Origin of the sequence: Bifidobacterium scaligerum (assembly GCF_002802865.1) — a bacterium.
GTDB lineage: Bacteria > Actinomycetota > Actinomycetes > Actinomycetales > Bifidobacteriaceae > Bifidobacterium > Bifidobacterium scaligerum.
This window is the reverse complement of sequence record NZ_PGLQ01000003.1, coordinates 63,746-88,530: the sequence shown is the minus strand read 5'-3', so window position 1 is coordinate 88,530 and position 24,785 is coordinate 63,746. Positions and strand designations below refer to the sequence as shown.

Annotated in this window: 20 protein-coding genes and 1 tRNA gene; 12 read left to right on the top strand and 9 right to left on the bottom strand. The window is 59.6% G+C overall.

Annotated elements, in window-relative coordinates; all coding sequences use genetic code 11:
• Positions 1–28: 28 nt before the first annotated feature.
• From valS to CUU80_RS06170, 6 genes are all read right to left on the bottom strand, one after another.
• A complete protein-coding gene (gene valS, locus CUU80_RS06195; protein ID WP_100496485.1) occupies positions 29–2,806 on the bottom strand; it encodes a valine--tRNA ligase in 2,778 nt (925 codons plus the stop codon).
• A 100-nt stretch (positions 2,807–2,906) separates the two neighbouring features.
• Positions 2,907–4,529, bottom strand: a complete 1,623-nt coding sequence (locus CUU80_RS06190; RefSeq protein WP_100496484.1) for an ABC transporter substrate-binding protein — start codon at positions 4,527–4,529, stop codon at positions 2,907–2,909.
• Positions 4,530–4,766: 237 nt separating this feature from the next.
• Positions 4,767–5,435: an endonuclease III gene (gene nth, locus CUU80_RS06185; protein WP_100496483.1), complete on the bottom strand. Its 669-nt coding sequence runs from the start codon at positions 5,433–5,435 to the stop codon at positions 4,767–4,769.
• A 14-nt stretch (positions 5,436–5,449) separates the two neighbouring features.
• Positions 5,450–6,283: a winged helix-turn-helix transcriptional regulator gene (locus CUU80_RS06180; RefSeq protein ID WP_243388685.1), complete on the bottom strand. Its 834-nt coding sequence runs from the start codon at positions 6,281–6,283 to the stop codon at positions 5,450–5,452.
• A gap of 327 nt (positions 6,284–6,610) precedes the next feature.
• Positions 6,611–7,321, bottom strand: coding sequence for a hypothetical protein (locus CUU80_RS06175; RefSeq protein WP_100496482.1), 711 nt, complete (start codon positions 7,319–7,321; stop codon positions 6,611–6,613).
• Between the two features lie 88 nt (positions 7,322–7,409).
• Positions 7,410–7,988, bottom strand: a complete 579-nt coding sequence (locus CUU80_RS06170; protein WP_100496597.1) for a manganese efflux pump MntP — start codon at positions 7,986–7,988, stop codon at positions 7,410–7,412.
• A gap of 179 nt (positions 7,989–8,167) precedes the next feature.
• On the opposite strand from CUU80_RS06170, the gene CUU80_RS06165 reads away from it, so the two are divergent.
• Positions 8,168–8,911, top strand: coding sequence for a ThuA domain-containing protein (locus tag CUU80_RS06165; RefSeq protein WP_100496481.1), 744 nt, complete (start codon positions 8,168–8,170; stop codon positions 8,909–8,911).
• 47 nt (positions 8,912–8,958) lie between these two features.
• Complete coding sequence (locus CUU80_RS06160) at positions 8,959–9,879, top strand: sugar phosphate isomerase/epimerase family protein (RefSeq protein WP_165775862.1); 921 nt, start codon at positions 8,959–8,961, stop codon at positions 9,877–9,879.
• Positions 9,880–10,301: 422 nt separating this feature from the next.
• On the opposite strand, the gene CUU80_RS06155 is transcribed toward CUU80_RS06160, so the two are convergent.
• The gene (locus CUU80_RS06155) at positions 10,302–10,796 is read right to left on the bottom strand and encodes an inorganic diphosphatase (RefSeq protein ID WP_100496479.1); all 495 of its coding nucleotides are present in this window, start codon (positions 10,794–10,796) and stop codon (positions 10,302–10,304) included.
• A gap of 66 nt (positions 10,797–10,862) precedes the next feature.
• A complete protein-coding gene (locus CUU80_RS06150; RefSeq protein ID WP_100496478.1) occupies positions 10,863–13,124 on the bottom strand; it encodes an alpha-1,4-glucan--maltose-1-phosphate maltosyltransferase in 2,262 nt (753 codons plus the stop codon).
• 293 nt (positions 13,125–13,417) lie between these two features.
• Here CUU80_RS06150 and CUU80_RS10975 point away from each other — a divergent pair, with 293 nt between their 5' ends.
• Entirely contained in the window at positions 13,418–15,568 is a 2,151-nt protein-coding gene (locus CUU80_RS10975) for a cell surface protein (protein ID WP_243388671.1), read from the top strand.
• Positions 15,569–15,813: 245 nt separating this feature from the next.
• Here the strand turns inward: CUU80_RS10975 and CUU80_RS06135 are convergent.
• Positions 15,814–15,890: transfer RNA gene (locus tag CUU80_RS06135), tRNA-Met, on the bottom strand.
• A 170-nt stretch (positions 15,891–16,060) separates the two neighbouring features.
• Between CUU80_RS06135 and CUU80_RS06130 the strand changes: the two genes are divergently transcribed.
• The 9 genes from CUU80_RS06130 to CUU80_RS06090 all read left to right on the top strand — a co-directional run bounded on the left by CUU80_RS06130 (position 16,061) and on the right by CUU80_RS06090 (position 24,655).
• A complete protein-coding gene (locus CUU80_RS06130; RefSeq protein WP_100496476.1) occupies positions 16,061–17,101 on the top strand; it encodes a homoserine O-succinyltransferase in 1,041 nt (346 codons plus the stop codon).
• A gap of 367 nt (positions 17,102–17,468) precedes the next feature.
• The gene (atpB, locus tag CUU80_RS06125; protein WP_100496475.1) at positions 17,469–18,278 is read left to right on the top strand and encodes a F0F1 ATP synthase subunit A; all 810 of its coding nucleotides are present in this window, start codon (positions 17,469–17,471) and stop codon (positions 18,276–18,278) included.
• 181 nt (positions 18,279–18,459) lie between these two features.
• Positions 18,460–18,690, top strand: a complete 231-nt coding sequence (atpE, locus tag CUU80_RS06120) for an ATP synthase F0 subunit C (RefSeq protein ID WP_033890625.1) — start codon at positions 18,460–18,462, stop codon at positions 18,688–18,690.
• 108 nt (positions 18,691–18,798) lie between these two features.
• Positions 18,799–19,320, top strand: a complete 522-nt coding sequence (locus CUU80_RS06115) for a F0F1 ATP synthase subunit B (RefSeq protein ID WP_100496474.1) — start codon at positions 18,799–18,801, stop codon at positions 19,318–19,320.
• Between the two features lie 46 nt (positions 19,321–19,366).
• Complete coding sequence (locus CUU80_RS06110; protein WP_100496473.1) at positions 19,367–20,197, top strand: F0F1 ATP synthase subunit delta; 831 nt, start codon at positions 19,367–19,369, stop codon at positions 20,195–20,197.
• Positions 20,198–20,311: 114 nt separating this feature from the next.
• Positions 20,312–21,940: a F0F1 ATP synthase subunit alpha gene (atpA, locus tag CUU80_RS06105; RefSeq protein WP_100496472.1), complete on the top strand. Its 1,629-nt coding sequence runs from the start codon at positions 20,312–20,314 to the stop codon at positions 21,938–21,940.
• A 3-nt stretch (positions 21,941–21,943) separates the two neighbouring features.
• Positions 21,944–22,864 carry a F0F1 ATP synthase subunit gamma gene (locus CUU80_RS06100; protein ID WP_100496471.1) on the top strand — a complete coding sequence of 307 codons (921 nt, stop codon included), beginning with the start codon at positions 21,944–21,946 and terminating at the stop codon, positions 22,862–22,864.
• Between the two features lie 7 nt (positions 22,865–22,871).
• Positions 22,872–24,359 (top strand): F0F1 ATP synthase subunit beta, encoded by a 1,488-nt coding sequence (gene atpD / locus CUU80_RS06095; protein WP_100496470.1) that lies wholly within the window; start codon positions 22,872–22,874, stop codon positions 24,357–24,359.
• Positions 24,359–24,655, top strand: coding sequence for a F0F1 ATP synthase subunit epsilon (locus CUU80_RS06090; RefSeq protein WP_100496469.1), 297 nt, complete (start codon positions 24,359–24,361; stop codon positions 24,653–24,655). Before atpD ends, CUU80_RS06090 begins: the two co-directional genes overlap by 1 nt.
• The last annotated feature ends 130 nt before the right edge of the window (positions 24,656–24,785 follow it).

The following is a 24,785-nucleotide window of genomic DNA, read 5'->3' as shown; positions in this document are numbered from 1 at the left end:
GAAGGCCGCCTGTTAAGAAGAAGTGGAATCATTTCTTCTTAACAGGCGGCTCGCCGAGCTCGCTGTCCTCAACGATCACGCTGATGGCGTTCTCGGTTTCGGCCTTGGCGTTCTTCGCGGCGTCCACAGCGGCTTCAGCGGTCTCGTGCACGGCCTTCAGCGCAGCGGCGGCACCCACGAAGGAAATGCGGCCCACCACACGACCGGCCTCGGCGATATCGCCCAGAGCGCTTTCCAAGGAGGCACGCACTTCATCGTCCACACCGAGCTTGACGGAGAGGATCGGGGTTTTCATGGACACCTTGGCCTTGGACTTGATGCCGCGCAGCGCAGCCAGTGCTTCGCCGGCGTGAGCCAACAGCTCCGGATTCACCTTGAACGCGGCAGCGGCATACACATCCGGCGTAGGCCATGCAGCGCGGTGGACGGAACCGGAACCGGCATGCATCCAGCTCCACACCTCTTCCGTGGCGTACGGCAGGTACGGAGCCAGGAGACGGGTGAAAGCATCCAGACCCAGGCCCAGAGCCGTGCGAGCGGACTTCACGGCGGCCTCGGACGGCGTGTGGCCGGTGGCATCCGCTGTGCCGTAAGCACGGTTCTTGACCAGCTCGATGTAATCGTCGCAGAACTGCCAGAAGTAGCTTTCGATAACCTCCAAAGCCTTGGAGTGCTCGTAGGCTTCCAGGGCCTCAGTGGCCTGACGCACCACAAGGGCCATCTTGGCCATGGCGGCGCGATCCAGCGGCTCGGTCACGTCAGCCGGATTCCAAGCAGCCACAGCAGAATCAGCCACATGATGGTTTTCGTCCTCACGACCGATCGCCAGAGCGAACTTGGTGGCGTTCAGCAGCTTGATGGCCAGACGGCGGCCGATCTTCATCTGGCCGACGTCATAGGTGGCGTCCAGACCCAGACGGGCGGCCGCAGCCCAATAGCGGACAGCGTCGGCACCGAACTTCTCGATCGGCTCGTTCGGCACCACCACGTTGCCCTTGGACTTCGACATCTTCTTGTGGTCAGGATCGAGGATCCAACCGGAGAGAGTGGCGTGAGCCCACGGCAGGCACTTGTTCTCCAGATGGGCACGGTCCACGGTGGAGAACAGCCAGGTGCGGATGATGTCCTGACCCTGCGGGCGCAGATCCATCGGGAAAGTGGCCTTGAACAACGCCTGAGAAGCCTCATCCGGCTCAGCCCAGTGAGTCACGATCTGCGGGGTGAGCGAGGAGGTGGCCCAGGTGTCCATGATGTCCTTCTCGGCGGTGAAGCCACCGGGCACATCGCGCTGGTCCTCGGTATAGCCTTCCGGCACGTCGATGGTCGGGTCGATCGGCAGACGATCCTCGGACGGGGTCAGCGGGTGGTCATAGTCCGGCTCACCATCAGCCTTGACCGGGTACCACAGCGGGAACGGTACGCCGAAGAAGCGCTGGCGGGAGATCAGCCAGTCGCCGTTCAAGCCATGCACCCAGTTCTCGTAACGCACGCGCATGAAGTCGGGGTGGAAGTTCAGCTCCTTGCCGCGCTCGATGAGCTCGGCGTTCAGCTTGGCATCCGTACCGCCGTTCTTCAGGTACCACTGGCGGGAGGTGACGATTTCGAGCGGCTTGTCGCCCTTCTCGTAGAAGTTCGTCATACGCTTGGTGGGAGTCGGCTCGCCGTCCAGATCGCCGGCCTCGCGCAACTTGTCCACAATCACCTTACGTGCGGAGAAGGTGGTCTTGCCGGCGGTTTCGGCGAAGATCTCACGGCCGGCCGGGTCGGTAATCCAGTCCGGGGTGTCCATCACGATGCGGCCGTTGCGCTGAATGATCGGGCGGGTGGGCAGCTTCAGATCGCGCCACCACTGCACATCGGTCACGTCACCGAACGTACAGCACATGGCGATGCCGGCGCCCTTGTCCATCTCGGCGGCCGGGTGAGCCAGAATCGGCACCTTCACCTTGAACAGCGGAGAATAGACCTCCTGACCGAAATACTTCTTGTAACGGTCATCTTCCGGGTTGGCGATCAGCGAGGTGCAGGCCGCCAGCAGTTCCGGACGGGTGGTCTCGATGTAGATCGGGGTGCCATCCTCGAAACGGAAGGCCACCTTGTGGTAGAAGCCCGGGTATTCACGGGATTCCAGCTCGGCCTGAGCCACGGCGGTCTGGAAGGTCACATCCCACAGGCCCGGAGCGTCCTGCTGGTAGGCCTCGCCGCGAGCGAGGTTGCGCAGGAAGGCCTTCTGGGCCACGCGCTGCGGGTGCTCGCCGATGGTGTGGTAGGTCTGGGACCAGTCGATGGACAGGCCCAGCTTGCGCCACAGCGCCTCGAACAGCTTCTCGTCCTGAGCGGTCAGCTTCTCGCACAGCTCGATGAAGTTCTTGCGGGAGATCGGAACCTGATCCTTGGCGTCAATCTTCTTGCCGTCGGTGCCCTCGTACGGCGGCTTGAAATCCGGATCGTACGGCAGGGAGACGTCCACGCGCACGCCGTAATAGTTCTGCACACGGCGTTCGGTGGGCAGACCGTTGTCGTCCCAGCCCATCGGGTAGAACACGTCATAACCGCGCATGCGCTTGTACCGTGCGATCACATCGGTATGCGTGTAGGAGAACACGTGACCCACGTGCAGGGAACCGGAAACGGTGGGCGGCGGGGTGTCGATGGAGTACACGGCCTTGCGGTCACGGGTGTTGTTGAACTTGTAGGTGCCGTTCTCATCCCAAACGGCGCGCCACTTATCCTCAAGACCGTCCACGCCGACCTTGTCGGGCAGCGGGGTGAGGTTGGCGTTGATGATGGAATTGCCTTCAGTCATAAGGCCAAAGTGTATGCATGTTGTATGACAAGGCCTATTATTTGGCCCCTGCCGCACTCCCCGGATGGATTTGAGGGGAACCGCGGATTCACACTCACATTCATGCGCCCTGCACTTGGCTGAGGTCCATCCGCTGATCGGTCATCTCGGTCGGGTATCCGCTGACTCCGTCCCGTGCCACCGTAAGACAGGCCCGCGTATACAGCCAGTCCGCCGCCGCATCTTCGCTGACCAGTCGGGCATACGCTTTCATCCGCGATTCGTAGTCGGTGTCATTGGTGGCTGCCCGCGCCGCGGCCCATGCCTGCTGCGCCTCGCCATGATTGTAATGGAACATCGAATTCGGGTCTGCGAACAGGCCGGCGTCGCCTGTGCCGTTCATGCTGACCACGGTCATGGCCCATGTTCCTGCTGCGATGCGTTGTGCGTATTCGGCTTCGGGCAGGACCTCCAGTTGCACGGGCGGCAGCGAGAGCTGGCCGGCTTGCTGAGCGATTGCCTCGCCAATGGAGCGATACTGTTCGCTGACCACCAGATCCACGGTGGTCAGGTACATCGGATCGAAATAGGCGAACATTTCCTGCGTCTTGGCCACATCATGCGGGAACAGACTGGTCAGGTCCTCGTAGCCCGGTTCCGTTTGACTGATCGGACCGGACAGAAGCCCGGCCGAATCCGACTGTGCGTCTGCAATAGCGTTTGCGTCGAACAGATACCTGAACGCCTTTCGCGCCTGTTCGTCCGAAAGTAGGGAATCATTGCCGTGATTGTATGCCAGCAGCACCTTGCTGGTGGTGGTGCCTTTGCTCACCGTCACGCCGCTGTCGTTGGTGAGCGTGGCCGCCTGCTTCCCTGACATATTGGCGGCCAGGTCCACAGTGCCGTCCGTAACTGCCTTGGACAGGGCGGCGTCATCATCAAATTTGGTGATGGTGACGGTTGCGCTCGCCGCTTTGGTGCCGTGATAGGTGTCGTTGCGGGCGAGCGTCAGGGATTTGCCGGCTTTGAAATCGGCTATGGTGAAAGGTCCGGACCCCGCGGCTTGGGTGGCATAGTCGAAGCCATCGCCAAGTTCGGCGTCGAAAACTGCGCCGAGCGGACCGCTGAGGGTGCGTAACAGCGTGGGATTCGGTTGCGTCAGCGTGATGGTTACGGTGGTGGCGTCCGGATTGGTCACCGATGCGAGATTACCGAGGGTGTCGGAAGGATTGGTGGTATCGCCAGTGTCGTTCGACTTGTTTTCGGCTGACTGTGCCTGTTGCAGTGACCACACCACATCCGTAGCGTCGAGAGTATGTCCGTTGGAGAATGTGACCGCCGACGGAAGTGTGAAGGTGTAGGTCAGGCCATCGTCGGAGATGTTCCATTTGGTGGCCAGCCCCGGCTGCGGCTGATTGTGCTGATCAATGGTGACCAGTGTTTCGTAGACATTGCCCAGCAGAAGACGGTCGGCGCTCGGCGTGGCGTTGAGATTATCGATGCTTGCCTCGTCGCTGCCGGATACGGTCGTTGCGCCACCGGGGCGAATATCCAAGGACTGCGGCAAGTCGGTAACACCAATGTTGACCTGTTGAGTGTTGGATGCGGTGCCGGTCGGCAATATCGAATGATGTCCGAGGACAGCCCACCCGGTCCAGACGAGTGCGCCGAGTGCCGCCGCGACTCCGAAGAAAATCCCCCATTGCGCCCATCCGTTGGGCTGCCTGTTATGCCTGCTTCGCATGCCGCCCAGTCTAGCGGTGGAGAGCGATGAGACGCGTAAGACGGCGGCGGATGTTTGCCATACGTTGGCTATCCGACTTCGCTAATGGTGTTTCTGGTGCAGTTATCCTGCCGACGATTGGCAGTTCGTCGCCGCTAAGAGAACCCAGCGACGTTGAATGGCCAGCACTTGGCAGTTAACCGCCGCATCAAGCACCCTCAGCGGGGGCAAACCGCCAAGCGCTGGCTTTATGCATGCTTATGACTGTGCGGGTTCATAGCTGGGGCAGGAATCGGCCAGCGGACAGTGGCCGCAGTCGGGTTTGCGCGCGTGGCAGGTGGCCCGTCCGAACAGAATCAATCGATGGCTCAGATCGGTCCATTCGTCCGGAGGAAAACAGGCGGTGATCTCCCGCTCTACCTTGACCGGGTCGGATTTGGCGATCCGCCAATCGGTGCGCCAGCGCAGCCGTCCGGTGACGCGCATCACATGAGTGTCCACCGGGAAGCCGGGAACGCCGAATGCATTGCCGAGCACCACGTTCGCGGTTTTGCGCCCCACACCCGGCAGCGAGGTGAGCTCATCCATCGTGTGCGGAACTTCGCCATCGAACCGTTCGCTCAACGCTGTGGCCAGTCCGATGAGATGCTGTGTTTTGGACCGGAAGAAGCCCAGCGGACGGATGATCTCCTCTACCTGTGCGGGATTGGCCCCGGCCAGAGCCGCGGCGGTGGGGTAGGTGGAAAAAAGCTCAGGAGTCACGGTGTTCACGCGCTTGTCCGTAGTCTGGGCGCTGAGCACCGTTGCGATCAGCAATTGCAGCGGCGAGGAAAAGTTAAGTGCGCATCGGGGAGCGGGAATCACCTGACATAACGTGGCGTACTCGTCATGCATGCGTGCGATTCGTGCGGTTTTGGTTTCGCGCATGGAATCGGCCTGAATCAGGCGTTGAGGCCATCGGCTGAGGTGTCGATGCCGGAACCGACGTGGGCGGCGGCGCCAATGGTGTCAGCGGCAACGGGCGCGGGAGCAGAAGCGTTGTGGGCGGCGGACTGTGCGGCCTGCTTGGCCGCCGCCTCGCCATGATCGTTCTCCGGCGGATCAAAACGATAACCGACATTGCGCACGGTGCCGATCAGATGCTCGTATTCTCCGCCGAGCTTGGCGCGTAGACGACGGATATGCACATCCACCGTGCGGGTGCCGCCGTAATAGTCGTAGCCCCATACTTCCTGCAACAGCTGGGCGCGCGTGAACACACGGCCAGGATGCTGCACCAAGTATTTGAGCAACTCGAATTCCTTGTATGCCAGATCGATGGGCTGACCATGCAAGGATGCGGTGTATCCGTTGGTATCCACGATAAGATCGCCCGAACGAATCTGACCGTCTTCCACCGCAGTGCCGGAATCGGCGGGCAGGCTGGAGGACGTCGTGGCGGGCGCATTGCCGCGTTCGGAGACCAGCCGTAGACGGCCCTCCACTTCGGCGGGCGATGCGGTGGCCACCACCACATCGGCGATACCCCACTGCGAGTTGACCACGGTGAACCCGCCTTCGGTGAGAATCAGCACGATCGGCGTGGATAGTCCGGTGGCATGAATCATGCGGCACAGTGTTTTGGCAGTGGCCAAGTCGTCTCGTGCGTCAAGGAACAGAATGGTGTTCTCCGGCATTTTTACCAGACTCGCCGCATCCATGGGCAGTACGCGTACGCGATGGGACAACAGGGCGAGGGATGGCAGCACGGTGGCGGGGTCGCTGGCGAATGTCATCAACGTAAGATCCGTCACGCTGTTCCCCCTCATTCTCTTCAGTCCTCGTCAGGAGCGGAGACTGTGCTGTTGCATTGCTGCTCGTAGAGCCAGCAATGGTGAACGTTGCCATGGTTGATTTTTTTCATTGTACGCGCGTGCAGTGGACACATGAATGTAACCTGCACAGAATATGAATTCGCCAATCAACGGTAGGCGGATCACCCCATCGGCGGCATGGTGTTGTATTGCACTCGCGTGTGCAAGAATCGATGCGTAATCGTTACCGAAACGTTGCGAAACCGTGGCCGGAGTCGCAACGAGTCGGTAACGAATATTACGGGTGATTCAGGCTCCCAGACGCGAGAGAATCAGTGTGGCCGCAGCGATGGAAACGCCCATCATCATCACGGGCATCAGACCGGTGCCGATCCAAGGGTAGCGAATCGCCGGATCGGGATCGGCGTCACGCACCCACAGCACAGAGGCTACGGCAAGGGCCAACGCAAGTACTACCAGTACCGCCACGGCAACGATGCCGATCGTGCTGCCTTTGAGCAGCATGGCCCCCAGCGGTGGCAGGAAGCACCATCCGGCCACCGCAATGGCGGCGACTCCAGAGGTTACGGCATGAGACAGCGCGCGGATAAGATGCGTACGATTCTCGCGAGCCATCTGACGTCCGAACGAGAAAATCACCAGTGCGATCAGCAGGAAGCCCACGGCCAGCGACCATGAGTACCACGGAAACGCTTCATGATGGCTGTCCATCTGTTCGGGCGGCACTTCGCCGGAGGGGAAGGGGACGACGACGAACATCAGCGATACTACGCCGAACACCAGCGTGACCGCACGGTCCAACGTCGAACCACGGAACGGCCAGAACAGTACGAATTCACCCAGAACTAGGGCTGCGACGATAAGCGGAATTGCCGGTAGAGGACCGCGGGCGGGAATGGCCGTGGCCGCGATGAGCAGCACGTATGCCGTGAGCTGGGTCAGCAGCATGCCCAAGGTCTTATTCTTCCAGTTCGCTTGGGTTGGGGTGATTGCGCTCATGTGCTTTCCCTCTTCCGTCATGACAATATCTGGTGAATATCCTACTTCGTGTGCAGGAGCTGATGCACATCCGCTCGCAAGGCTTCGTCTACAGCGCCAGAACTCCCAGATGCTCCAGCAGCACCTTGACGCCGATGAGAATCAACACCACGCCGCCGGCGATCTGTGCGGGCTTCTGCCAGCGGGAGCCGAATATGCGACCGATGTACAAGCCGAGTGCGGAGAACAGTCCGGTGACCACGCCGATCATGGTTACGGCGAAAATGACGTTGATCTTCATGAACGCCAGACTTACGCCTACCGCAAAAGCATCGATGCTGCATGCCACGGCCAACGGAAGCATGTGCTTCCAATCGAATTGCGCTGTTTCCTTGGCGTTGACCTCGTCTTCCTCGAAGGCTTCATGCACCATATTGCCTCCGATGAACGCGAGCAGGCCGAAAATGATCCAATGATCAAAAGCGGTCATGTACGAGCTGAATGTGGAGGCCGCAAAATAACCGAGAATAGGGAATAACGCTTGGAAGCCGCCGAACCATAAAGCCGTCTTAATGGCATCTATCGCACGAACACGACTTACTGTCAGGCCTTTGCCAATGGAAACGGCAAAAGCATCCATGGCAACGGAAATGGAAATCAACAGCGTTTGAATAATGATCGAAATCATGGTGTGAAGAAGGTTCATCGCCGGACATCCGCGCGATGGGCCTCGACCAGCGTTCCCACACGCCGCCTACGCCTAGTTGAAAAGACAAAACATCACTGTATCACTATTATCGGAAACCGGTCATCTGAAGTTGGGATGATGCAAGGTCGGGGCTACGGAGCCCAAGCAAAGGAGCGATTATGACCATCAACGTCACCGTATGGAACGAATACATCGAAGAGCGCGAATACCCAAATGTGCGAACGGTATATCCGGACGGTATCCATGAGGTTCTCGCTGGATTCCTGAGCAAAGAAGAAGACCTTGCCGTGACCACTCGTACGCTGGATATGGCCGATCACGGATTGGACGAGGCCACACTTGACGATACGGACGTGCTGGTGTTCTGGAACCACATGGCACAGGACGCCTTCACCGATGAAGAAGTGGAACGCGTGCGCGACCATGTGCTGCGAGGCATGGGATTGGTGACCTTGCATTCGGCGCATTGGAGTCGCATCATGCAACGGCTGCTGGGCACCAGCATGACGTTGAGCTGGAAACATGACGATCGCGAGCGGTTGGTCTGTGTAAACCGCGCCCATCCGATCGCAGCCGGTGTGCCGCAGTTCGTGGACATCGACCAAGAAGAGCTGTACGGCGAGCCGTTCGACATTCCCAAGCCGGACGATGTGGTGTTCGCCGGATGGTTCGCCGGAGGCAATCTGTTCCCCTCGGCCTGTACATGGACGCGCGGCCTGGGTCGCATCTTATATTTCCAGCCCGGTCACGAGGAATATCCAACGTACTACATTCCTGAAATCCAGCGCATCATCACCAACGGCGTACGTTGGGCGGCCCCGACGATACGTCAGCGTGAACCGATTGATTGCGTGGCGTTGGAACGTACGCCTGAAGAAGAATATGCTGCCCGTCATCAGTGATGCGGCACCGCGAGAACGATGGCAACAATGACCCAAGGATGCATCTTATGAAGATTTCCGTATTTTATGATCATGTAGCTGAAGCCGCAGTACAGACCGGCAAGGATCTGCCTGAACTGTTCGCCGAGATCCGTGCGCTCGGCATCACCGGCCTGGAAGTCGAGGGCAAGAGACTGCTTGCCGAACGCGAGATGTTCGCCGAAGAACTGCCGAAAGCCGGACTGGAGATCAGCAATATATATGAGTTCTTTGAGTTCGGCGACATTGCGCTCGCTCAGGGGGAGACGGCGCATGCGCAAGCCGTCATCGATCTTGCCGCGGAATTCGGAGTCCGCCGTGTCATGCCGATTCCGGGTTTTCTCCCTGAAGATGAGGCGGCGCAGCTTACGCCACTGCTGGACGCCTGTGATTGGTCGGTCGATCATGCCTTCGGTGATTCGACGCAGACCGCATACCGGCAGGTTGCCGCATGGCTCGGTGGCAATGCTCGTGTATCGGCCATGCGCGACGCATTGCGTCATATGGTTGCGTATGCAGCCGAGCGAAACATTACCGTGACTATCGAGGATTTCGATGCGGTGACCTCGCCGATCGCCCGTATTGCCGAGATTCGCTGGTTCCTGGAGCAGGTTCCGGGATTGGGGCACACGTTGGATACCGGAAACTACGTATTCAGCGATGAACGTTGCGATGATGCCTATCGGCTGTTCCGTGATCGCATCATGCATTTCCACGTCAAGGACAGGGGCATCGAACCGCGGGATTCGGCTTCGATGCCGTACGGTGCAGTTCGCAAAGGCATGGCAGTGGTGCCAACGGGTGGCGGATACATGCCGATCGCCCGTCTGATTCGTGCGGCGCGTACGCAGACGGGGTATGACGGCTATTTCGCCATCGAACATTTCGATGCGCCAAATCAACTGCAATTCATGCGTCAATCCGCCGCGTTCCTGCGCGCTTTGGCGTGAGGGAACCGGAAAATCGCCTCTTCCGGAAAAAGGTACGCTGAGTGACTGTCAGCGTACCTTTTTCCGAAAATGGAGACATTGCTCTGGAAGAACGTGCGCTGAGACGGCCGGCAGATGGTCGTCTCAGCGGTCGACATCGCTTGGAGCGCTTGCGCCGGACACATTTCGGCTTACCGCCACAGCTGATGACACGAAAGAGGGGAGCATCCCGGGTGGAATGCTCCCCTCTTCATTAGCGTGTTGCTAGTTCAGTGAAAGGATCACTTAGAAGCGTTCGCGAGACGCTCACGCGCTTCGACGATTTCCTTCTCGGCCACGGTCCTGCAATTATGGACGGCCTTTGGCCGGCTCAATATTGGCTCGGATGCTGTCGCATCCTCGCACGTGGCCGCGGACAGCCCACTGGGCTGTCCTGACGGAAATCACTTCGCGCTGTTCGCGAGACGCTCACGCGCTTCGACGATTTCCTTCTCGGCCACGTCCGCACCAGTCCAGTAGTCGCCGGGCTTGACTTCCTTGCCGGGCTCCAGAGCCTTGTACTGCTCGAAGAAGTGCTTGATCTCAGCGAGGTGGTACTCGTTGACGTCCTTGACATCCTTGATGCCGTCGTAGCGGACGTCGGCCGGCACGCACAGCACCTTGTCGTCGCCGCCCTCTTCGTCTTCCATGTGGTACAGACCAACGGCGCGGCACTCGATGACGCAGCCCGGGAACACGGAGTTCTTGACCATCACGAGGGCGTCCAGCGGATCGCCGTCCTCGCCCAGGGTGCCCTCGATGTAGCCATAGTCATCCGGGTAGCCCATGGCGGTGAACAGCTCGCGGTCCAGGAACACGCGACCGGTCTCCTGATCCACTTCGTACTTGTTCTTGGAACCGCGCGGAATCTCGACCACGACGTTGAAGGTTTCTGCCATTGTTGTTCTCCTTAGGGAATCGGCAAATTATTCGTTACACACACTACTACCGAACGGGTGCAAAACTCACTGCACGGTGAAGATATGCGCCACGTCGGCCCATGGGGCGAGCGAGACGAAGTTGTCCCAACCCCACTGGAATTCACGGCCGGTAAGTTCATCGCGCACGTTGAGCGGTCGGTCGGTGGGCAGGCCCAGCTCGCCAAGCTCGATGTGTACGGTGGACTGATGTGCGTTGTGGCCGTCGAGGTTAACCACCACGATCAGCGTGTCCGCCTGACCGGTGCCCGTTAGTTCGGCCGGCGTGCGACGCATGAAGGCCAGAATATTCGGATCGGAGGTGGGCAGGACCGTCAGGTTGTGGTAGCTGAGGGCCGCCGGATGCTCACGGCGAATCTTGTTGAGCGTAGTAAGCATCTTGGCCACGCCGTAACGTTCGGCCTTGGACCAATCGCGGACCTTGACCTCGTACTTTTCGTTGTCGATCTGCTCCTCGAAACCGGGACGCTGCTTGTTTTCGATCAGTTCGAAGCCGTTGTAGATGCCCCAGCTCGGGGAGCCCATGGCGGCAAGCACCGCACGCACGCAATGGCCGGCGATGCCGTTGTCGCGCACGTAAGCGGTGAGAATATCCGGGGTGGTGGGCCAGAACGTGTTGTGCTGGTAGTAACCGTCGTCGCCATTGGTGATCGGCAGGTACTCGGCCAGCTCCTCCTTGGTGTTGCGCCACGGGAAGTAGCAGTGCGACTGCGTGAAGCCCACGTAGCTCAGCGCGCGCATCATGCCCGGGCGGGTGAACGCTTCGGCCAGGAACAGAATCTCCGGGTGCTTCTTGGTTACCGAGGCGATCACATCCTGCCAGAAACGAACCGGCTTGGTGTGAGGGTTGTCGATGCGGAAGATGGTCACGCCTGCCTCAATCCAGAGGTTCAGAATGCGTTCGACTTCCTTTTCGATGCCCGGCATGTCAGCGTTGAAGTCGATCGGGTAGATGTCCTGATACTTCTTCGGCGGGTTCTCGGCGAAAGCGATGGTGCCGTCCGGCTTGTGACGGAACCACTCCGGATGCTGCTTGACCCACGGATGATCAGGCGAGCACTGCAGGGCGAAGTCAAGAGCGATTTCCAGTCCCAGCTCGTGGGCGCGAGCGGTCAGGGCCTTGAAATCATCCATCGTGCCCAGCAGCGGATCAACGGTGTCATGACCGCCGAGTTCGGAGCCGATGCCGAACGGGGAGCCCGGATCGTCCGGACCGGCGATCAGCGAATTGTTGCGGCCCTTACGGTTGGTCACGCCAATCGGGAAGATCGGCGGCAGATAGACGATGTCGAAACCTTCCGCGGCGGCGCGCTCAAGACCGGCCATCGAAGTGCGAAGCGTGCCCTGTACGATCTTGCCGGTTTCCGGATCGACGGTCGCGCCTTCGGAACGCGGGAAGAACTGATACCAGGCGGCGAAGCTGGACTTCGGACGCTCCACCTTGAAACGCTGCGGCTGGCTGGGCGAGACGCCGTCGCGCAGCGGATGGGCCACATGCAATGCGGCGATTTCGTCATTATCGCCGGCGGCCAGACGATCTTCAGCGCTCAAGGATTCATCGGCCATGGTTTCAGCGGCCTTCTCCAGCGTCTTGCGGTCTTTGGCACTCAGCCCGGCATCCTTGGTCAGCGCCCAGCGTGCCAGCAGTTCGGCACCGGAATTCAGAGCGTTGTCCACATCATCCTTGACCTGCACCTTGATGCGTGCGTCATGCAGCCAAGAGCGGTAGGTGTCTTCCCAGCCCTCGACGGTCACGGTCCAGATGCCAAGCTGACGCTTGACCACAGCATAGCCGTCCTCCCACGGCTTCAGGTCGCTGTGATCGCCGCACTTGAGCATGACCTCCCAGCGGTCCAGGCCGGGGTTCGTGCAGGTCATCGGCAGGCGCAGCATCTCCTTGCCGCGCGGATTGCGCACGATGGCGGTGGCGCCCACCTTGGTGCGGCCCTCGATGAACACCTGAGCGGTCACCTTGAACGGCTCGCCAAGTTCCACGCGCGCGGGATAAATGCCGCGCTCTTCAGCCGGCGTAACGTCCATGACGTTGATGCGGCCGAACTGACCGGGCTCGTTCGCCTCGATGACCGGGGCCGGAGCCTCGAACGCCAGTCCTTCGAGAGCCTTGGCCGTGCGTGCGGCTTCGGCGCTGAGACGGGGACGACGAGTGGATTTAGACGTTTTCGCGGAGGAAGTCGCCTTTGACTTCGATGCCTTGGGAGCCTTGGTGGCTGAGGAATTATTGGTATTGGTATGGCTGCGCGTAATCGCGCTTTGTTGTACTTCTTCCATACCTGCTCATTCTAGAGGGATTTGTGCCAATCAGGTGGATTGTGGATAACTTCCATGTAAACCTTCTGGAATCCGCATGAAGTGGATAACTTCCCGGTAATCGGGCGCTGAGTTATCCACAACTCGCCGATAATCAGCAAGCTCGAACCACATTGGTCGAAAACCGGGTGATGCGCGTGTGAAATCTGCCATGATCGAGCCCTACCTGAGCACATCGAAGTGTACAGGGGCGGCAAGGGCCGGATACGCCGCCGGCTTGCGTTCGCGAGCGGCCGGAATCAAGGAAAGGACCAATGATGGTAGGGGATATGAATGCAATGCGGGCGCCGGCATGGCGCAGAACGGTTATGGCTGTAATCACCATGGTGATAGGTATGGTCACGATGATCGGTGTGGTGTGCTCGCTGTCGTTCACCGCACACGCCGCAACGTTGGACCAGACGGATGCCCGGCATCGAGTGACTTTCCCCTATGACAACAGGGATTATTACCTAGGGGCGGTTGCCATGGACGGTAACGGCAACAAATACTACTGTATCGAGGCCGGTAAGTTGACCGACTATCTACTTGGTCCGACCACCGTGGTGAAGAACGACGAGAACACACAGCGTATGGCGTGGATTCTTGAGCGATACCGTGAAACCGATGCGCGAACCCATGCCGCGATCGCCATCGTGGTACAGGACCATTTCGGTAAGGATGATGAGGATTGGGCGCGCCAGATGGAGGTGATTCGCCGTCATTATCCGACCGTCGTGACTCGTGCGGCACAGATTTGGGATGAGTCCGCCGGCAAAGTGGCCGCCGGCACGGTGGTGGAACGCATTGACGCCGAGGCGATGCGCAGCGGCAAGGTCAAGGTAAGCGTGGTGGACTATCAGGGCAAGCCGGTAGCCGGCATACCGTTCACCGCCACATTGCACGGGCCCGGCCAATTCGCCAACGGCGGCACTGAATATTCGGGAACGTCCGCAACCGGGCCGATTGAATTGCCGTGGCATGCGACCGGTCGGGGTGAAGTGAGCGTCACCACCACGTACAAGCGTCCGCAGATGCATGTGATGGACAGTACGCAAGACATGATCGCCTTCGATTCGATCAGTGTGGATGGCGGATCTTCGATCACGTTCCGTGTGCGCAAGGATTTCGCGCCGTCCGTATCCACTACGGTGTCAGACAAGGTGCTTGACGTCGGTTCGCCGGTATTCGACGACGTGACCAGTGGCCTGGCCGATCAAGACAGCAGGTGGGTGACCGGTATGGAGGTCAAGGCGCGCGGATATTACTTCGACGGGATCGCTCGCCATGCGCTGGGCGGTACCGTCGCTCCGAAAACACAGGAAAGTGCTGATGATTTCCTCGCCCGGCTGGCCACGGCTGGCCATAAACCAGTGGCATATGGTACGGCGACATTCACCGGACCAAATCAGCGCGTGCATGCGCAGGCCATGACCACACCCGACGGCAGCACCCCGTATCTGACGCATCAGGGCAGCAAATTCGGTACATGGGTGTGGGTGATTCGTCGAGCGGATCAGAGTGATCAGGTGAAAGGCTACCTGACCGGAGACTGGTCGAGTGCCTTCCTGGAGGCCGCCGAAAGTAATGTGGCGCGAGACAAGGTGACGGTCAAGTCCACGGTTACCGAGCACTCCGCTGAAGTCGGTTCTGAATTGAGTGACACCATCACCGTGACGGGCTTTCCGTCCGACCACGGCGAGTTCACCGGTAATGCGGCTTATGGATTCGGTGCGGACCGTAAGTATGCGCAGGTGAGTGTGTGGTGGTCCGGAGATCCGAATGATTCCGCCAATGACGATGCGTACAAACCCACGGGTGCCGATGTGCCGGCCCCGGATGAGAACCATCGCAAAGTCATCGAGTGGGATATTCCGGCCACGAACGGCACGTTTTCCATCGGTGCCGGTTCGCCGGACGCGCACGGCGATCCGATGACGATCATCGCCGAAAGCCATGGCTGGTACGTGTTTGTATGGGAATTCAAAGGGGATGATCGGGTTGCGCCGGCGGCTAGTCGGTACGACGATGCGTGGGAACGGACCCGGGTGACCGAGCCGTGTGAGCCGTGCGAACCGGAGGAGCCGTGCGAGCCAGAGGAGCCGTGCGAACCGGAGGAGCCCTGCGAACCGGAGGAACCTTGTGAACCAGAGGAGCCCTGCGAACCGGAAGACCCCTGTGAACCAGAAGAGCCCTGCGAACCGGAAGACCCCTGTGAACCAGAAGAGCCTGAGGAGCCGTGCGAGCCCGAACGTCCCGAAGAGCCCTGCGAACCGGAGAAACCCGAAACCCCGGTAGAGCCGAAGGAGCCTCAGTCTCCGCTGCCGCTTACCGGTGTCGATACCACTGCGGCCACCGGTCTGGCCAGTGTGGCGCTCGCCATAGGAGGAACGATGCTCGCTATAGTCAGACGCCGCAGCCGATAGCTTCGTGGTTCTTCTGTGCATGGTGCCTATGATCCGCGGCAGAACGCCTGTGGAGTACGTTCTTCCAGAGTAAATTCCGTTTTATCTGGAAAAACGTACGCTGAGTGACCGTCAGCGTACGTTTTTCCAGATGTGATAAGGCATTCGCTGAAAAAACCCACGTTGGGGCTGATGGGTCGGCAACAGTGCCGAGTATGTTGGGCGACGAAAAAGGCCGGGAACCTTGCGATTCCCGGCCTTTCGGTTGGTAGCGGGGCATGGATTTGAACCATGGACCTCTGGGTTATGAGCCCAGCGAGCTACCGAGCTGCTCCACCCCGCGCCGGCTTGTCTGTAAGACAGCTCTATCTAAGATACTGTCAAACATGCATATGTCAAATCGGCGTGTCGCGTTTGGTCGGTCCGATTCTGCCTCGTGTCTATAACGCGGCATAACCGAAGGTGATAATCGTTGCGGTGTCCCGTCTGCGGTGTGTTGTCATAATATGAAGTATGCCTATCAAGATTCCCAGTGGCCTGCCGGCCCGTGACATTCTCGACTCAGAGCGCATCTTTGCTCTGGAGAAACCCGAGGCGGAGCGTCAGCGGGTGCGCCCGCTCAAACTGGTGATCTTGAATCTGATGCCGAAGAAGATCGAGACTGAAACTCAGTTGCTGCGGCTTATCTCGAAGAGCCCGCTGCAGGTGGAGATTGACTTCATGAAGACCTCCACGCATGAGGCCACGCATGTCTCCGCCGATCATCTGGTCAAGTTCTATGAAACGCTCGATGCGTTCAAGGACAACTATTACGATGGCTTCGTGGTGACCGGTGCTCCGGTGGAGCATCTGGCATTCGAGGATGTGGATTATTGGCAGGAGTTCAAAACCATCCTCGACTGGGCGTCCACCCACGTGTTCTCCACCATGTATCTGTGCTGGGGCGCGATGGGGGCGCTCTACTATCGCTATGGTGTGCGCAAGGTGGACTATCCGCAGAAGATCTTCGGTGTGTTCCCTCAGTATCTGCAGGATGAATACTGCTTCCTGACCAACGGTTTTGATGAAATCGCGCTTCAGCCGCACTCCCGTCTCGCCGGTGTGAACGAAGCTGATCTGGCGCTGAGGAAACAGGATCTGCAGGTGCTTACATGGGGGCCTCGCTCCGGCCCTGGTCTGGTGGCCACCCGTGATTTTTCTGAAGTGTTCGCGCTCGGACATTGGGAGTATGGCAAATACACGCTTGCCGAGGAATACGAACGTGACATGGCCAAGGGGCTGACCAATGTACCGTTCCCTGAGAATTACTATCCGAACGATGACCCGAATTTGGAGCCATTGTTCAGCTGGCGTGCTCATGGCAACCTGCTGTGGCGCAATTGGCTGAACTGGGTATACCAGACCACTCCATATGACCTGACCGAGGTGCCGCAGCTGAGAATCGAAAAGAAGCTTGGCACCGACCGTTCGATCCGCCATCTGCCTGGTGGGCCTCGTAAGGACAATTTCGCACCGTTTATGCACGATGGGTATGGCGTGATTCGCCAAGACTGAGCATCTCATAGGGCAAGATGCCCGAGTGATCACGATGCGGACAGAAAGTTGTCCGTAATATGGACCGGTATTTGGCTGAAAACCGGCACTCCGCCGGCAATCGTCTAATACACGCCAAGCATGGTAACCTTGCCTAAAAACGTTGCGGCAGTAGGTCTGCTGACGGACACGCCCACAAGGCATTGACTTTGTCCCAACACAGGCCAATAATCACCTTTCAGTCATTCGGAGTCGAATGCCCAACGTCGACTCATGTCTGCGCTGTGGCAGGCACCGAGGCGGAGGGCGAAAGTAACCGCAACGTCACATTCAGCCATTCCGCTGGTCTAAACTGACACCTGACATTGAAGAAGCAGGAGGCGTGAGAATGAACGATGCCCTTTTCAGCGGGCTTACTTTAGCCGCGGATGGTCCGGAATTCCCCACCGTCGACGACTTCCTCCTTCCCCAGATCATCTTCCCGGGTACACCGTTCGCCATGGACCGCATCATCATGGTGCGTATTATTGCCACCGCGATCATGCTGGTGGTACTTGGCGTTTCCGCCGCGCGTGCCAAGCTGATTCCCGGTCGCTGGCAGGGTGCCGTCGAATGGGTCATCGAGTTTGTGCGCGATCAGATCGTGTATCAGGTGATGGGTAAGGAGCGCGGTCGGCGGTATCTGCCGATGATCACCACCATGTTCTTCACCATTCTGGTGTTCAACCTGTGTGGCATCATCCCCGGTTTCAATATTGCCGCCACCGCCACGATCACGATGCCGCTGGTCTTCGCCGGCTGGTGCTTCGTGCAGTACTGGGTTGCCGGCGCACGAGAGAAGGGCCTCGGCCACTTCCTCAAGGAGGAGCTGTTCCCCCGAGGCGTTCCGGCACCGATCTACATTCTGCTCACTCCGATCCAGCTGCTTGAGTTGCTGGTGATCCGTCCGGTCTCCCTGACCCTGCGACTCTTCGCCAACATGGTTGCCGGCCATATCACCGTGGCTGTCTGCCTTGCAGCCACGCAGTGGTTCCTCATCGAGATTCCGAACAAGCTGTGGTCCATCCTGGGTATCGGCACCTTTGCCGCCGGCCTTGTCATGACGCTGTTCGAAATTTTGGTTGCCGCCCTGCAAGCATTCATCTTCGCCATGCTGACCACCGCATACATCAACATGAGCTACCCGGAGACCGAGTGAGACCAAGCGTTTGCCGGGCATCGATGAATCAGGCACAGTCCGCAACGGCCGGCAACACGACGCTTAGCGAAGCGAAGGCATAGCAACGGTCGCTGACCAAGCGACTCTTCGCTTCCGCTGCATAATCAAAGATTTTCAATATTTCCTTCGTTACAGAAGAAAAACCAGAAAGGAAAAACCCATGGATATCATCACCCTCGCTGAGGTCGCTGGTAATCTCAACGCAATCGGCTACGGCCTGGCCGCCATCGGCCCTGGCATCGGTCTGGGCATCCTGATCGGCAAGACCATCGAAGGCACCGCTCGTCAGCCTGAGCTCGGCGGCCGTCTGCAGACCCTGATGTTCCTGGGTCTGGCATTCGTCGAGATTCTGGCCCTCCTCGGACTGGTGGCCGGCTTCATCTTCCAGTGATCGCCATCGTTGACTGCCGCACGACCGTGCAGTGCGCATGCATGACGGCCGATCGGTGGTAACGAAAGCAATCGCAAGTGGAAATGAAGCTATGAAAGGAGAACGACAATGACTTTCGCGGAGCAAGACGGAATCAATCTGTTCATCCCCAAGGTCTACGACATCGTATGGTCGCTGATTATTCTGCTGGTCATCGCGGTGTTCTTCTACAAGTTCTTCATGCCGAAGTTCCAGGCCGTGTTCGATGAGCGTACCGCCAAGATTGAAGGCGGCATCGCCAAAGCAGAGCAAGCCCAGAAGGACGCTGCCGAGGCTAAGGCCAAGTATGAGGCCCAGCTGAGCACCGCCCGTGTGGAGGCCGCGAAGATTCGCGACGACGCCCGCGCCGAAGCATCGCATATCGTTGCCGACGCCCGTGCTCGCGCCGAAGCCGATGCGGCTCAGATCACCGCCAATGCCCAGCGTTCGCTGAAGTCTCAGCAGCAGCAGGCCATGGTCTCGCTCAAGGGCGAGGTCGGTGCTCTTGCCACCGCTCTGGCCGGCAAGATTCTTGGTGCCAAGCTTGAAGACAGCGCAGTGCAGTCCTCGATGATCGACTCCATGCTCGACGATCTGGACGCCAAGAAGTGACTGTGAACATCGTCAGGAACATCCGTAACCAGAAAGGGAGGTGACCATGCGAGGAGAGGCATCTCGAATTGCAGACCGCGAGTCGCGTGATTCGCTCGCCCCGAAGCTGCGTGACACCCGTGAGGATGCATGGCGGATCGGCAACGAACTGTTCAAAATCACCAGCGTGCTCGATCAGAACATCGCGTTGGAGCGTGCGCTGACGGATCCTTCAAGGCCCGTGGCCGACAAGGTCGCTGTCTTGAACGAGATGTTCAAGGGTGCGGCCCATCCGATGACCATGGAGATCATGACCGATCTGGTCGCTCGTCGTTGGAGCCGCGCGCGAGACATCGCCAATGCGGTGGAGGACTTCGGTGTGGATGCCATGATGTACTACGCCGATGCCACCGGTGCCACATTGCAGGTATCCATCGAGCTGTCCCAGCTGCATTCCGCGCTGCTGACGCTGCCGGTGGTACGCGCCAAGCTCTATGACGATCAGGCAACCAGCGAAGCCCGCGTGAAGCTGTTCCGCGAGGTGTTCGATGGCAAGGGCCTGAACGTGATCACGATGAGGCTGGCCGAACACGCCACCTGTAACCTGCGTCGTCGCCGCTATCTGGAGACCATCCAGTGGCTGATCAACAAGTTCTCCCGTCACATGGGCGAGTCGATGGTCACCGTGACCACTGCAACCCCGCTGACGGACGAACAGATCAAGCGCCTGACCGCGATCTACTCGGCCAAGGCCGGACGTCCGGTGCACATCAATTCCGTGGTGGATCCGAGCGTTCTGGGCGGCATGCGCATCCAGATCGGCGATGAGGTCACGGACAACACCGTGGTGGCTCAGCTGCAGAACCTGCATCGCACCGTAAGAGCGAACACGAACTGAGCGGATCGACAAGTCCAACCCGATCGCACTTCGAGTACGTAAGGTTGGGCGCCTACCGCACAGCGGAACACAAGCAAAGACTTGACTGAACAATAACCAATAGAAGGAGTGATCATGGCAGAACTGACCATCGATCCCGCCTCGATTCGCAAGGCCTTGGACGACTTCGTCTCGTCCTACCAGCCGAGCGACACCCCCACCCAGGAAGTGGGCTATGTCGCCACGGCCGGTGACGGCATTGCCCACGTGACGGGATTGCCTGGTTGCATGGCCAATGAGCTGCTGACGTTCGAAGACGGCACGCTCGGCCTGGCGTTCAACCTTGACGCCCGTGAAATCGGCGTGGTGATTCTCGGCGATTTCGCTGGAATCGAGGAAGGCCAGGAAGTGCGCCGTACCGGCGAAGTGCTCTCCGTGCCTGTCGGCGACGGCTACCTCGGCCGCGTCGTGGACCCGCTGGGCAAGCCGATCGACGGCCTCGGCGAGATCAAGAGCGAAGGCCGACGCATTCTGGAGGCCCAGGCCCCCGACGTGATGCACCGCCATCCGGTCGACGAGCCGCTGTCCACCGGTCTGAAGGCCATCGACGCAATGACGCCGATCGGCCGCGGCCAGCGTCAGCTCATCATCGGCGACCGCCAGACCGGTAAGACCGCCATCGCGATCGATACCATCATCAACCAGAAGGCGAACTGGGAATCCGGCGACCCGAAGAAGCAGGTGCGCTGCATCTACGTGGCCATCGGTCAGAAGGGCTCCACCATCGCTTCGGTGAAGCAGAGCCTCGAAGACGCCGGTGCCATGGAGTACACCACCATCGTGGCTTCCCCGGCTTCCGATTCCGCAGGCTTCAAGTACATCGCCCCGTACACCGGCTCGGCCATCGGCCAGCACTGGATGTACAACGGCAAGCACGTGCTCATCGTCTTCGACGATCTGTCGAAGCAGGCTGAAGCTTATCGTTCGATTTCCCTGCTGCTTCGTCGCCCGCCGGGGCGTGAGGCCTACCCGGGTGATGTGTTCTACCTGCACTCCCGTCTGCTTGAACGTTGCGCCAAGGTCTCCGATGATCTCGGCGGCGGTTCGATGACGGGTCTGCCGATCGTCGAGACCAAGGCGAACGACGTGTCCGCCTACATCCCGACCAACGTGATCTCCATCACCGACGGCCAGATCTTCCTGCAGTCCGATCTGTTCAACGCCAACCAGCGTCCTGCCGTGGACGTGGGCATCTCCGTCTCCCGAGTCGGTGGCGCCGCACAGACCAAGGCTTTGAAGAAGGTCTCCGGTACGCTGAAGATCTCCCTGGCACAGTATCGTTCGCTGGAATCCTTCGCCATGTTCGCCTCCGATCTGGATGCGGCATCCAAGGCTCAGCTGACCCGTGGTGCCCACCTGACCGAGCTGTTGAAGCAGCCGCAGTTCCACCCGTACTCGATGGAGCAGGAAGTCGTGTCCGTTTGGACCGGCACCCACGGCAAGCTCGACGACCTTGAGCTGGCCGACGTGCTTCCCTTCGAGCAGGGTCTGCTGGACTACCTCGACCACAACACCGATATCCTCAAGACCATTCGCGAGACTGAGGACTTCACCGCCGATACCGAGGCCGCACTCGGCGAGGCTGTGGATGCCTTCCGTGCCACCTTCGTGACCTCCGCCGGCAAGCCCTTGGTGGAGAAGAAGCCTGACACCTCTCAGGCCGCTCCGGTCGAGCAGGAAAAGATCGTGGCGGGAGAGAAGTAAGCCATGGGCTCGCAACTCGCATTGAAATCACGCATCCGCTCCACTGAGTCGCTGGAGAAGATCTTCAACGCTCAGGAGATGATTGCGTCTTCGCATATCGCCAAGGCCCGTGATGTGGCCCTGAACGCGAAGCCGTACACAGATGCGATTTTCGATGCCGTGCAAGCGTTGGTGGCACACACCCATATCACGCATCCGATCGCAGTGAAGGACGAGAGCAACCCGCGCGTGGCTGTTCTCGCCCTCACCTCGGATCGTGGCATGGCCGGCCCGTACACCTCTTCGATCATCCGTGAAACGGAGTCGCTGCTGGCCCGCCTTGAGGCGGATGGCAAGCAGCCGGAGCTGTTCGTGTACGGGCGTCGCGGTTCGACGTATTACAAATACCGCAACCGCGACGTAGCGGCCACATGGGAAGGCGACACCGACCAGCCCGGCGTGGAAATCGCTGAGACGATCTCCAACACCCTGATGGATGCCTACATGAAGCCGGCGGAGAAGGGTGGAGTTTCCGAGCTCTACATCGTCTACACCGAGTTCATCAACATGGTGGTCCAGAAGGTGCGCGTGCTGCGCATGCTGCCTGTGGAAATCGTGGGGAACGAAGCCAAGGTTCCGGACCCGGAGAACGAGAAGGCCGCGGAGGATATCTCCCCGTTGTACGCTTTCGAGCCGAGTCTGGATGAAGTGCTGGATGCCATCTTGCCGAAGTACATCCAGTCTCGTATCCACGAGTGTCTGCTGACTGCTGCCGCCTCCGAAACGGCAAGCCGCCAGAACGCCATGCACACGGCAACGGACAACGCACGCAACCTGATCGATGCGCTTACCCGTAGGCTCAATGCCTCGCGTCAGGCTTCGATTACCCAGGAACTTACCGAGATCATCGGCAGCGCCGACGCGCTGAATACAAAGGAAGAGTAGGAACACTATGGCTGAGAACCAGACCACTGTGGCTTCCGAGACCAACGGCGAGCCGATTCACGGACGTGTTACCCGAGTCCAAGGTTCGGTTATCGACGTTGAGTTCCCGGTGGGCCATCTGCCTGACATCTACAACGCACTGCATGTGACGATCGTCAACACCGGTGCCAAGGAAGAGGGCGAAGCCAAGGCCACCGAAATCACGCTTGAGGTTGAACAGCACCTCGGCGACTCCACGGTACGTTGCGTCGCACTGAAGCCGACCGACGGCCTGGTGCGTGGCGCCTCCGTGTACGACACCGGCGCTCCGATCTCCGTGCCGGTCGGCGACGTGACCAAGGGCCACGTCTTCGACGTGTCCGGCAACATCCTGAACAAGAAGCCGGAAGAGCAGATCACCATCACCGAGCGTTGGCCGATTCACCGTAACCCGCCGGCATTCGATCAGCTGGAGTCCAAGACCCAGATGTTCGAGACGGGCATCAAGGTTATCGATCTGCTGACCCCGTACGTGCAGGGCGGCAAGATCGGTCTGTTCGGCGGCGCAGGCGTGGGCAAGACCGTGCTGATTCAGGAAATGATTCAGCGCGTGGCCCAGAACCACGGCGGTGTGTCCGTGTTCGCCGGCGTGGGCGAGCGTACCCGTGAGGGTAACGATCTGATCGGCGAGATGGACGAGGCCGGCGTGCTGGAGAAGACCGCTCTGGTCTTCGGCCAGATGGATGAGCAGCCGGGTACCCGTCTGCGCGTCCCGCTGACCGCACTGACCATGGCCGAGTACTTCCGCGACGTGCAGAACCAGGACGTGCTGCTGTTCATCGACAACATCTTCCGCTTCACGCAGGCCGGTTCCGAGGTGTCCACGCTGCTGGGCCGTATGCCTTCCGCCGTGGGTTACCAGCCGAACCTGGCCGATGAGATGGGTGCTCTGCAGGAGCGCATCACCTCGACGCGAGGCCACTCCATCACCTCGCTGCAGGCCATCTACGTGCCGGCCGATGATTACACCGACCCGGCACCGGCCACGACCTTCGCCCACTTGGATGCAACCACCGAGCTTTCTCGTGACATTGCCTCCAAGGGCATCTACCCGGCAGTGGACCCGCTGAGCTCCACCTCGCGAATCCTCGATCCGCGTTACGTTGGCCAGGCTCATTACGAGTGCGCCAACCGCGTCAAGGCGATTCTGCAGCGTAACAAGGAGCTGCAGGACATCATCGCCCTGATCGGTATCGACGAGCTCGGCGAAGAGGATAAGACCACCGTGAACCGTGCTCGTAAGATCGAGCAGTTCCTCGGCCAGAACTTCTACGTGGCCGAGAAGTTCACCGGTCGCCCGGGCTCCTATGTGCCGGCCGACGAGACCATCGAAGCATTCACCCGCATCTGCGACGGCGTGTACGACGACGTTCCGGAGCAGGCATTCTCCGGCATCGGCGGCATCGACGATCTCGAAGAGAAGTGGCACAACATGCAGAAGGAACTGGGTGCGTGATGGCTGATTCGGTTAAGACCACGATGAAGGTCAACATCGTCGCCGCCGACCACCCGGTGTGGCACGGCGAGGCGTCGAGCGTGACCATTCCCGCCTCCGAAGGCGGCATGGGCATTCTGCCGGACCATGAGCCCGTGCTCACGGTGATCAAGCAGGGTACGCTCACCGTGGTTGAGCCCGATGGCGATCGCCACATGTTCGAGGTGACCGATGGATTCATCTCCTTCGACTCGAACAAGCTCACCGTGGCGGTCGAACGCGGCCACGACGTGCAGTACTCCGGCGTGGAGGCCTGAACTTCGCTTGTTGGATAGCGAATAGCATGAGGGGTTCTCTCTGACTAGATGACTAGTGCAGAGAGAGCCCCTTTTTGTATATGCGTGTGCGTGTGCGTGGTTTGCGATCGGCGTAGCGATTACTGCTTAA

Coding starts and splice junctions, on each gene's coding strand:
- valS (WP_100496485.1), bottom strand. CDS start 2,806: ATGACTGAAGGCAATTCCATCATCAACGCCAACCTCACCCCGCTGCCC.
- CUU80_RS06190 (WP_100496484.1), bottom strand. CDS start 4,529: ATGCGAAGCAGGCATAACAGGCAGCCCAACGGATGGGCGCAATGGGGG.
- nth (WP_100496483.1), bottom strand. CDS start 5,435: ATGCGCGAAACCAAAACCGCACGAATCGCACGCATGCATGACGAGTAC.
- CUU80_RS06180 (WP_243388685.1), bottom strand. CDS start 6,283: ATGACATTCGCCAGCGACCCCGCCACCGTGCTGCCATCCCTCGCCCTG.
- CUU80_RS06175 (WP_100496482.1), bottom strand. CDS start 7,321: ATGAGCGCAATCACCCCAACCCAAGCGAACTGGAAGAATAAGACCTTG.
- CUU80_RS06170 (WP_100496597.1), bottom strand. CDS start 7,988: ATGATTTCGATCATTATTCAAACGCTGTTGATTTCCATTTCCGTTGCC.
- CUU80_RS06165 (WP_100496481.1), top strand. CDS start 8,168: ATGACCATCAACGTCACCGTATGGAACGAATACATCGAAGAGCGCGAA.
- CUU80_RS06160 (WP_165775862.1), top strand. CDS start 8,959: ATGAAGATTTCCGTATTTTATGATCATGTAGCTGAAGCCGCAGTACAG.
- CUU80_RS06155 (WP_100496479.1), bottom strand. CDS start 10,796: ATGGCAGAAACCTTCAACGTCGTGGTCGAGATTCCGCGCGGTTCCAAG.
- CUU80_RS06150 (WP_100496478.1), bottom strand. CDS start 13,124: ATGGAAGAAGTACAACAAAGCGCGATTACGCGCAGCCATACCAATACC.
- CUU80_RS10975 (WP_243388671.1), top strand. CDS start 13,418: ATGATGGTAGGGGATATGAATGCAATGCGGGCGCCGGCATGGCGCAGA.
- CUU80_RS06130 (WP_100496476.1), top strand. CDS start 16,061: ATGCCTATCAAGATTCCCAGTGGCCTGCCGGCCCGTGACATTCTCGAC.
- atpB (WP_100496475.1), top strand. CDS start 17,469: ATGAACGATGCCCTTTTCAGCGGGCTTACTTTAGCCGCGGATGGTCCG.
- atpE (WP_033890625.1), top strand. CDS start 18,460: ATGGATATCATCACCCTCGCTGAGGTCGCTGGTAATCTCAACGCAATC.
- CUU80_RS06115 (WP_100496474.1), top strand. CDS start 18,799: ATGACTTTCGCGGAGCAAGACGGAATCAATCTGTTCATCCCCAAGGTC.
- CUU80_RS06110 (WP_100496473.1), top strand. CDS start 19,367: ATGCGAGGAGAGGCATCTCGAATTGCAGACCGCGAGTCGCGTGATTCG.
- atpA (WP_100496472.1), top strand. CDS start 20,312: ATGGCAGAACTGACCATCGATCCCGCCTCGATTCGCAAGGCCTTGGAC.
- CUU80_RS06100 (WP_100496471.1), top strand. CDS start 21,944: ATGGGCTCGCAACTCGCATTGAAATCACGCATCCGCTCCACTGAGTCG.
- atpD (WP_100496470.1), top strand. CDS start 22,872: ATGGCTGAGAACCAGACCACTGTGGCTTCCGAGACCAACGGCGAGCCG.
- CUU80_RS06090 (WP_100496469.1), top strand. CDS start 24,359: ATGGCTGATTCGGTTAAGACCACGATGAAGGTCAACATCGTCGCCGCC.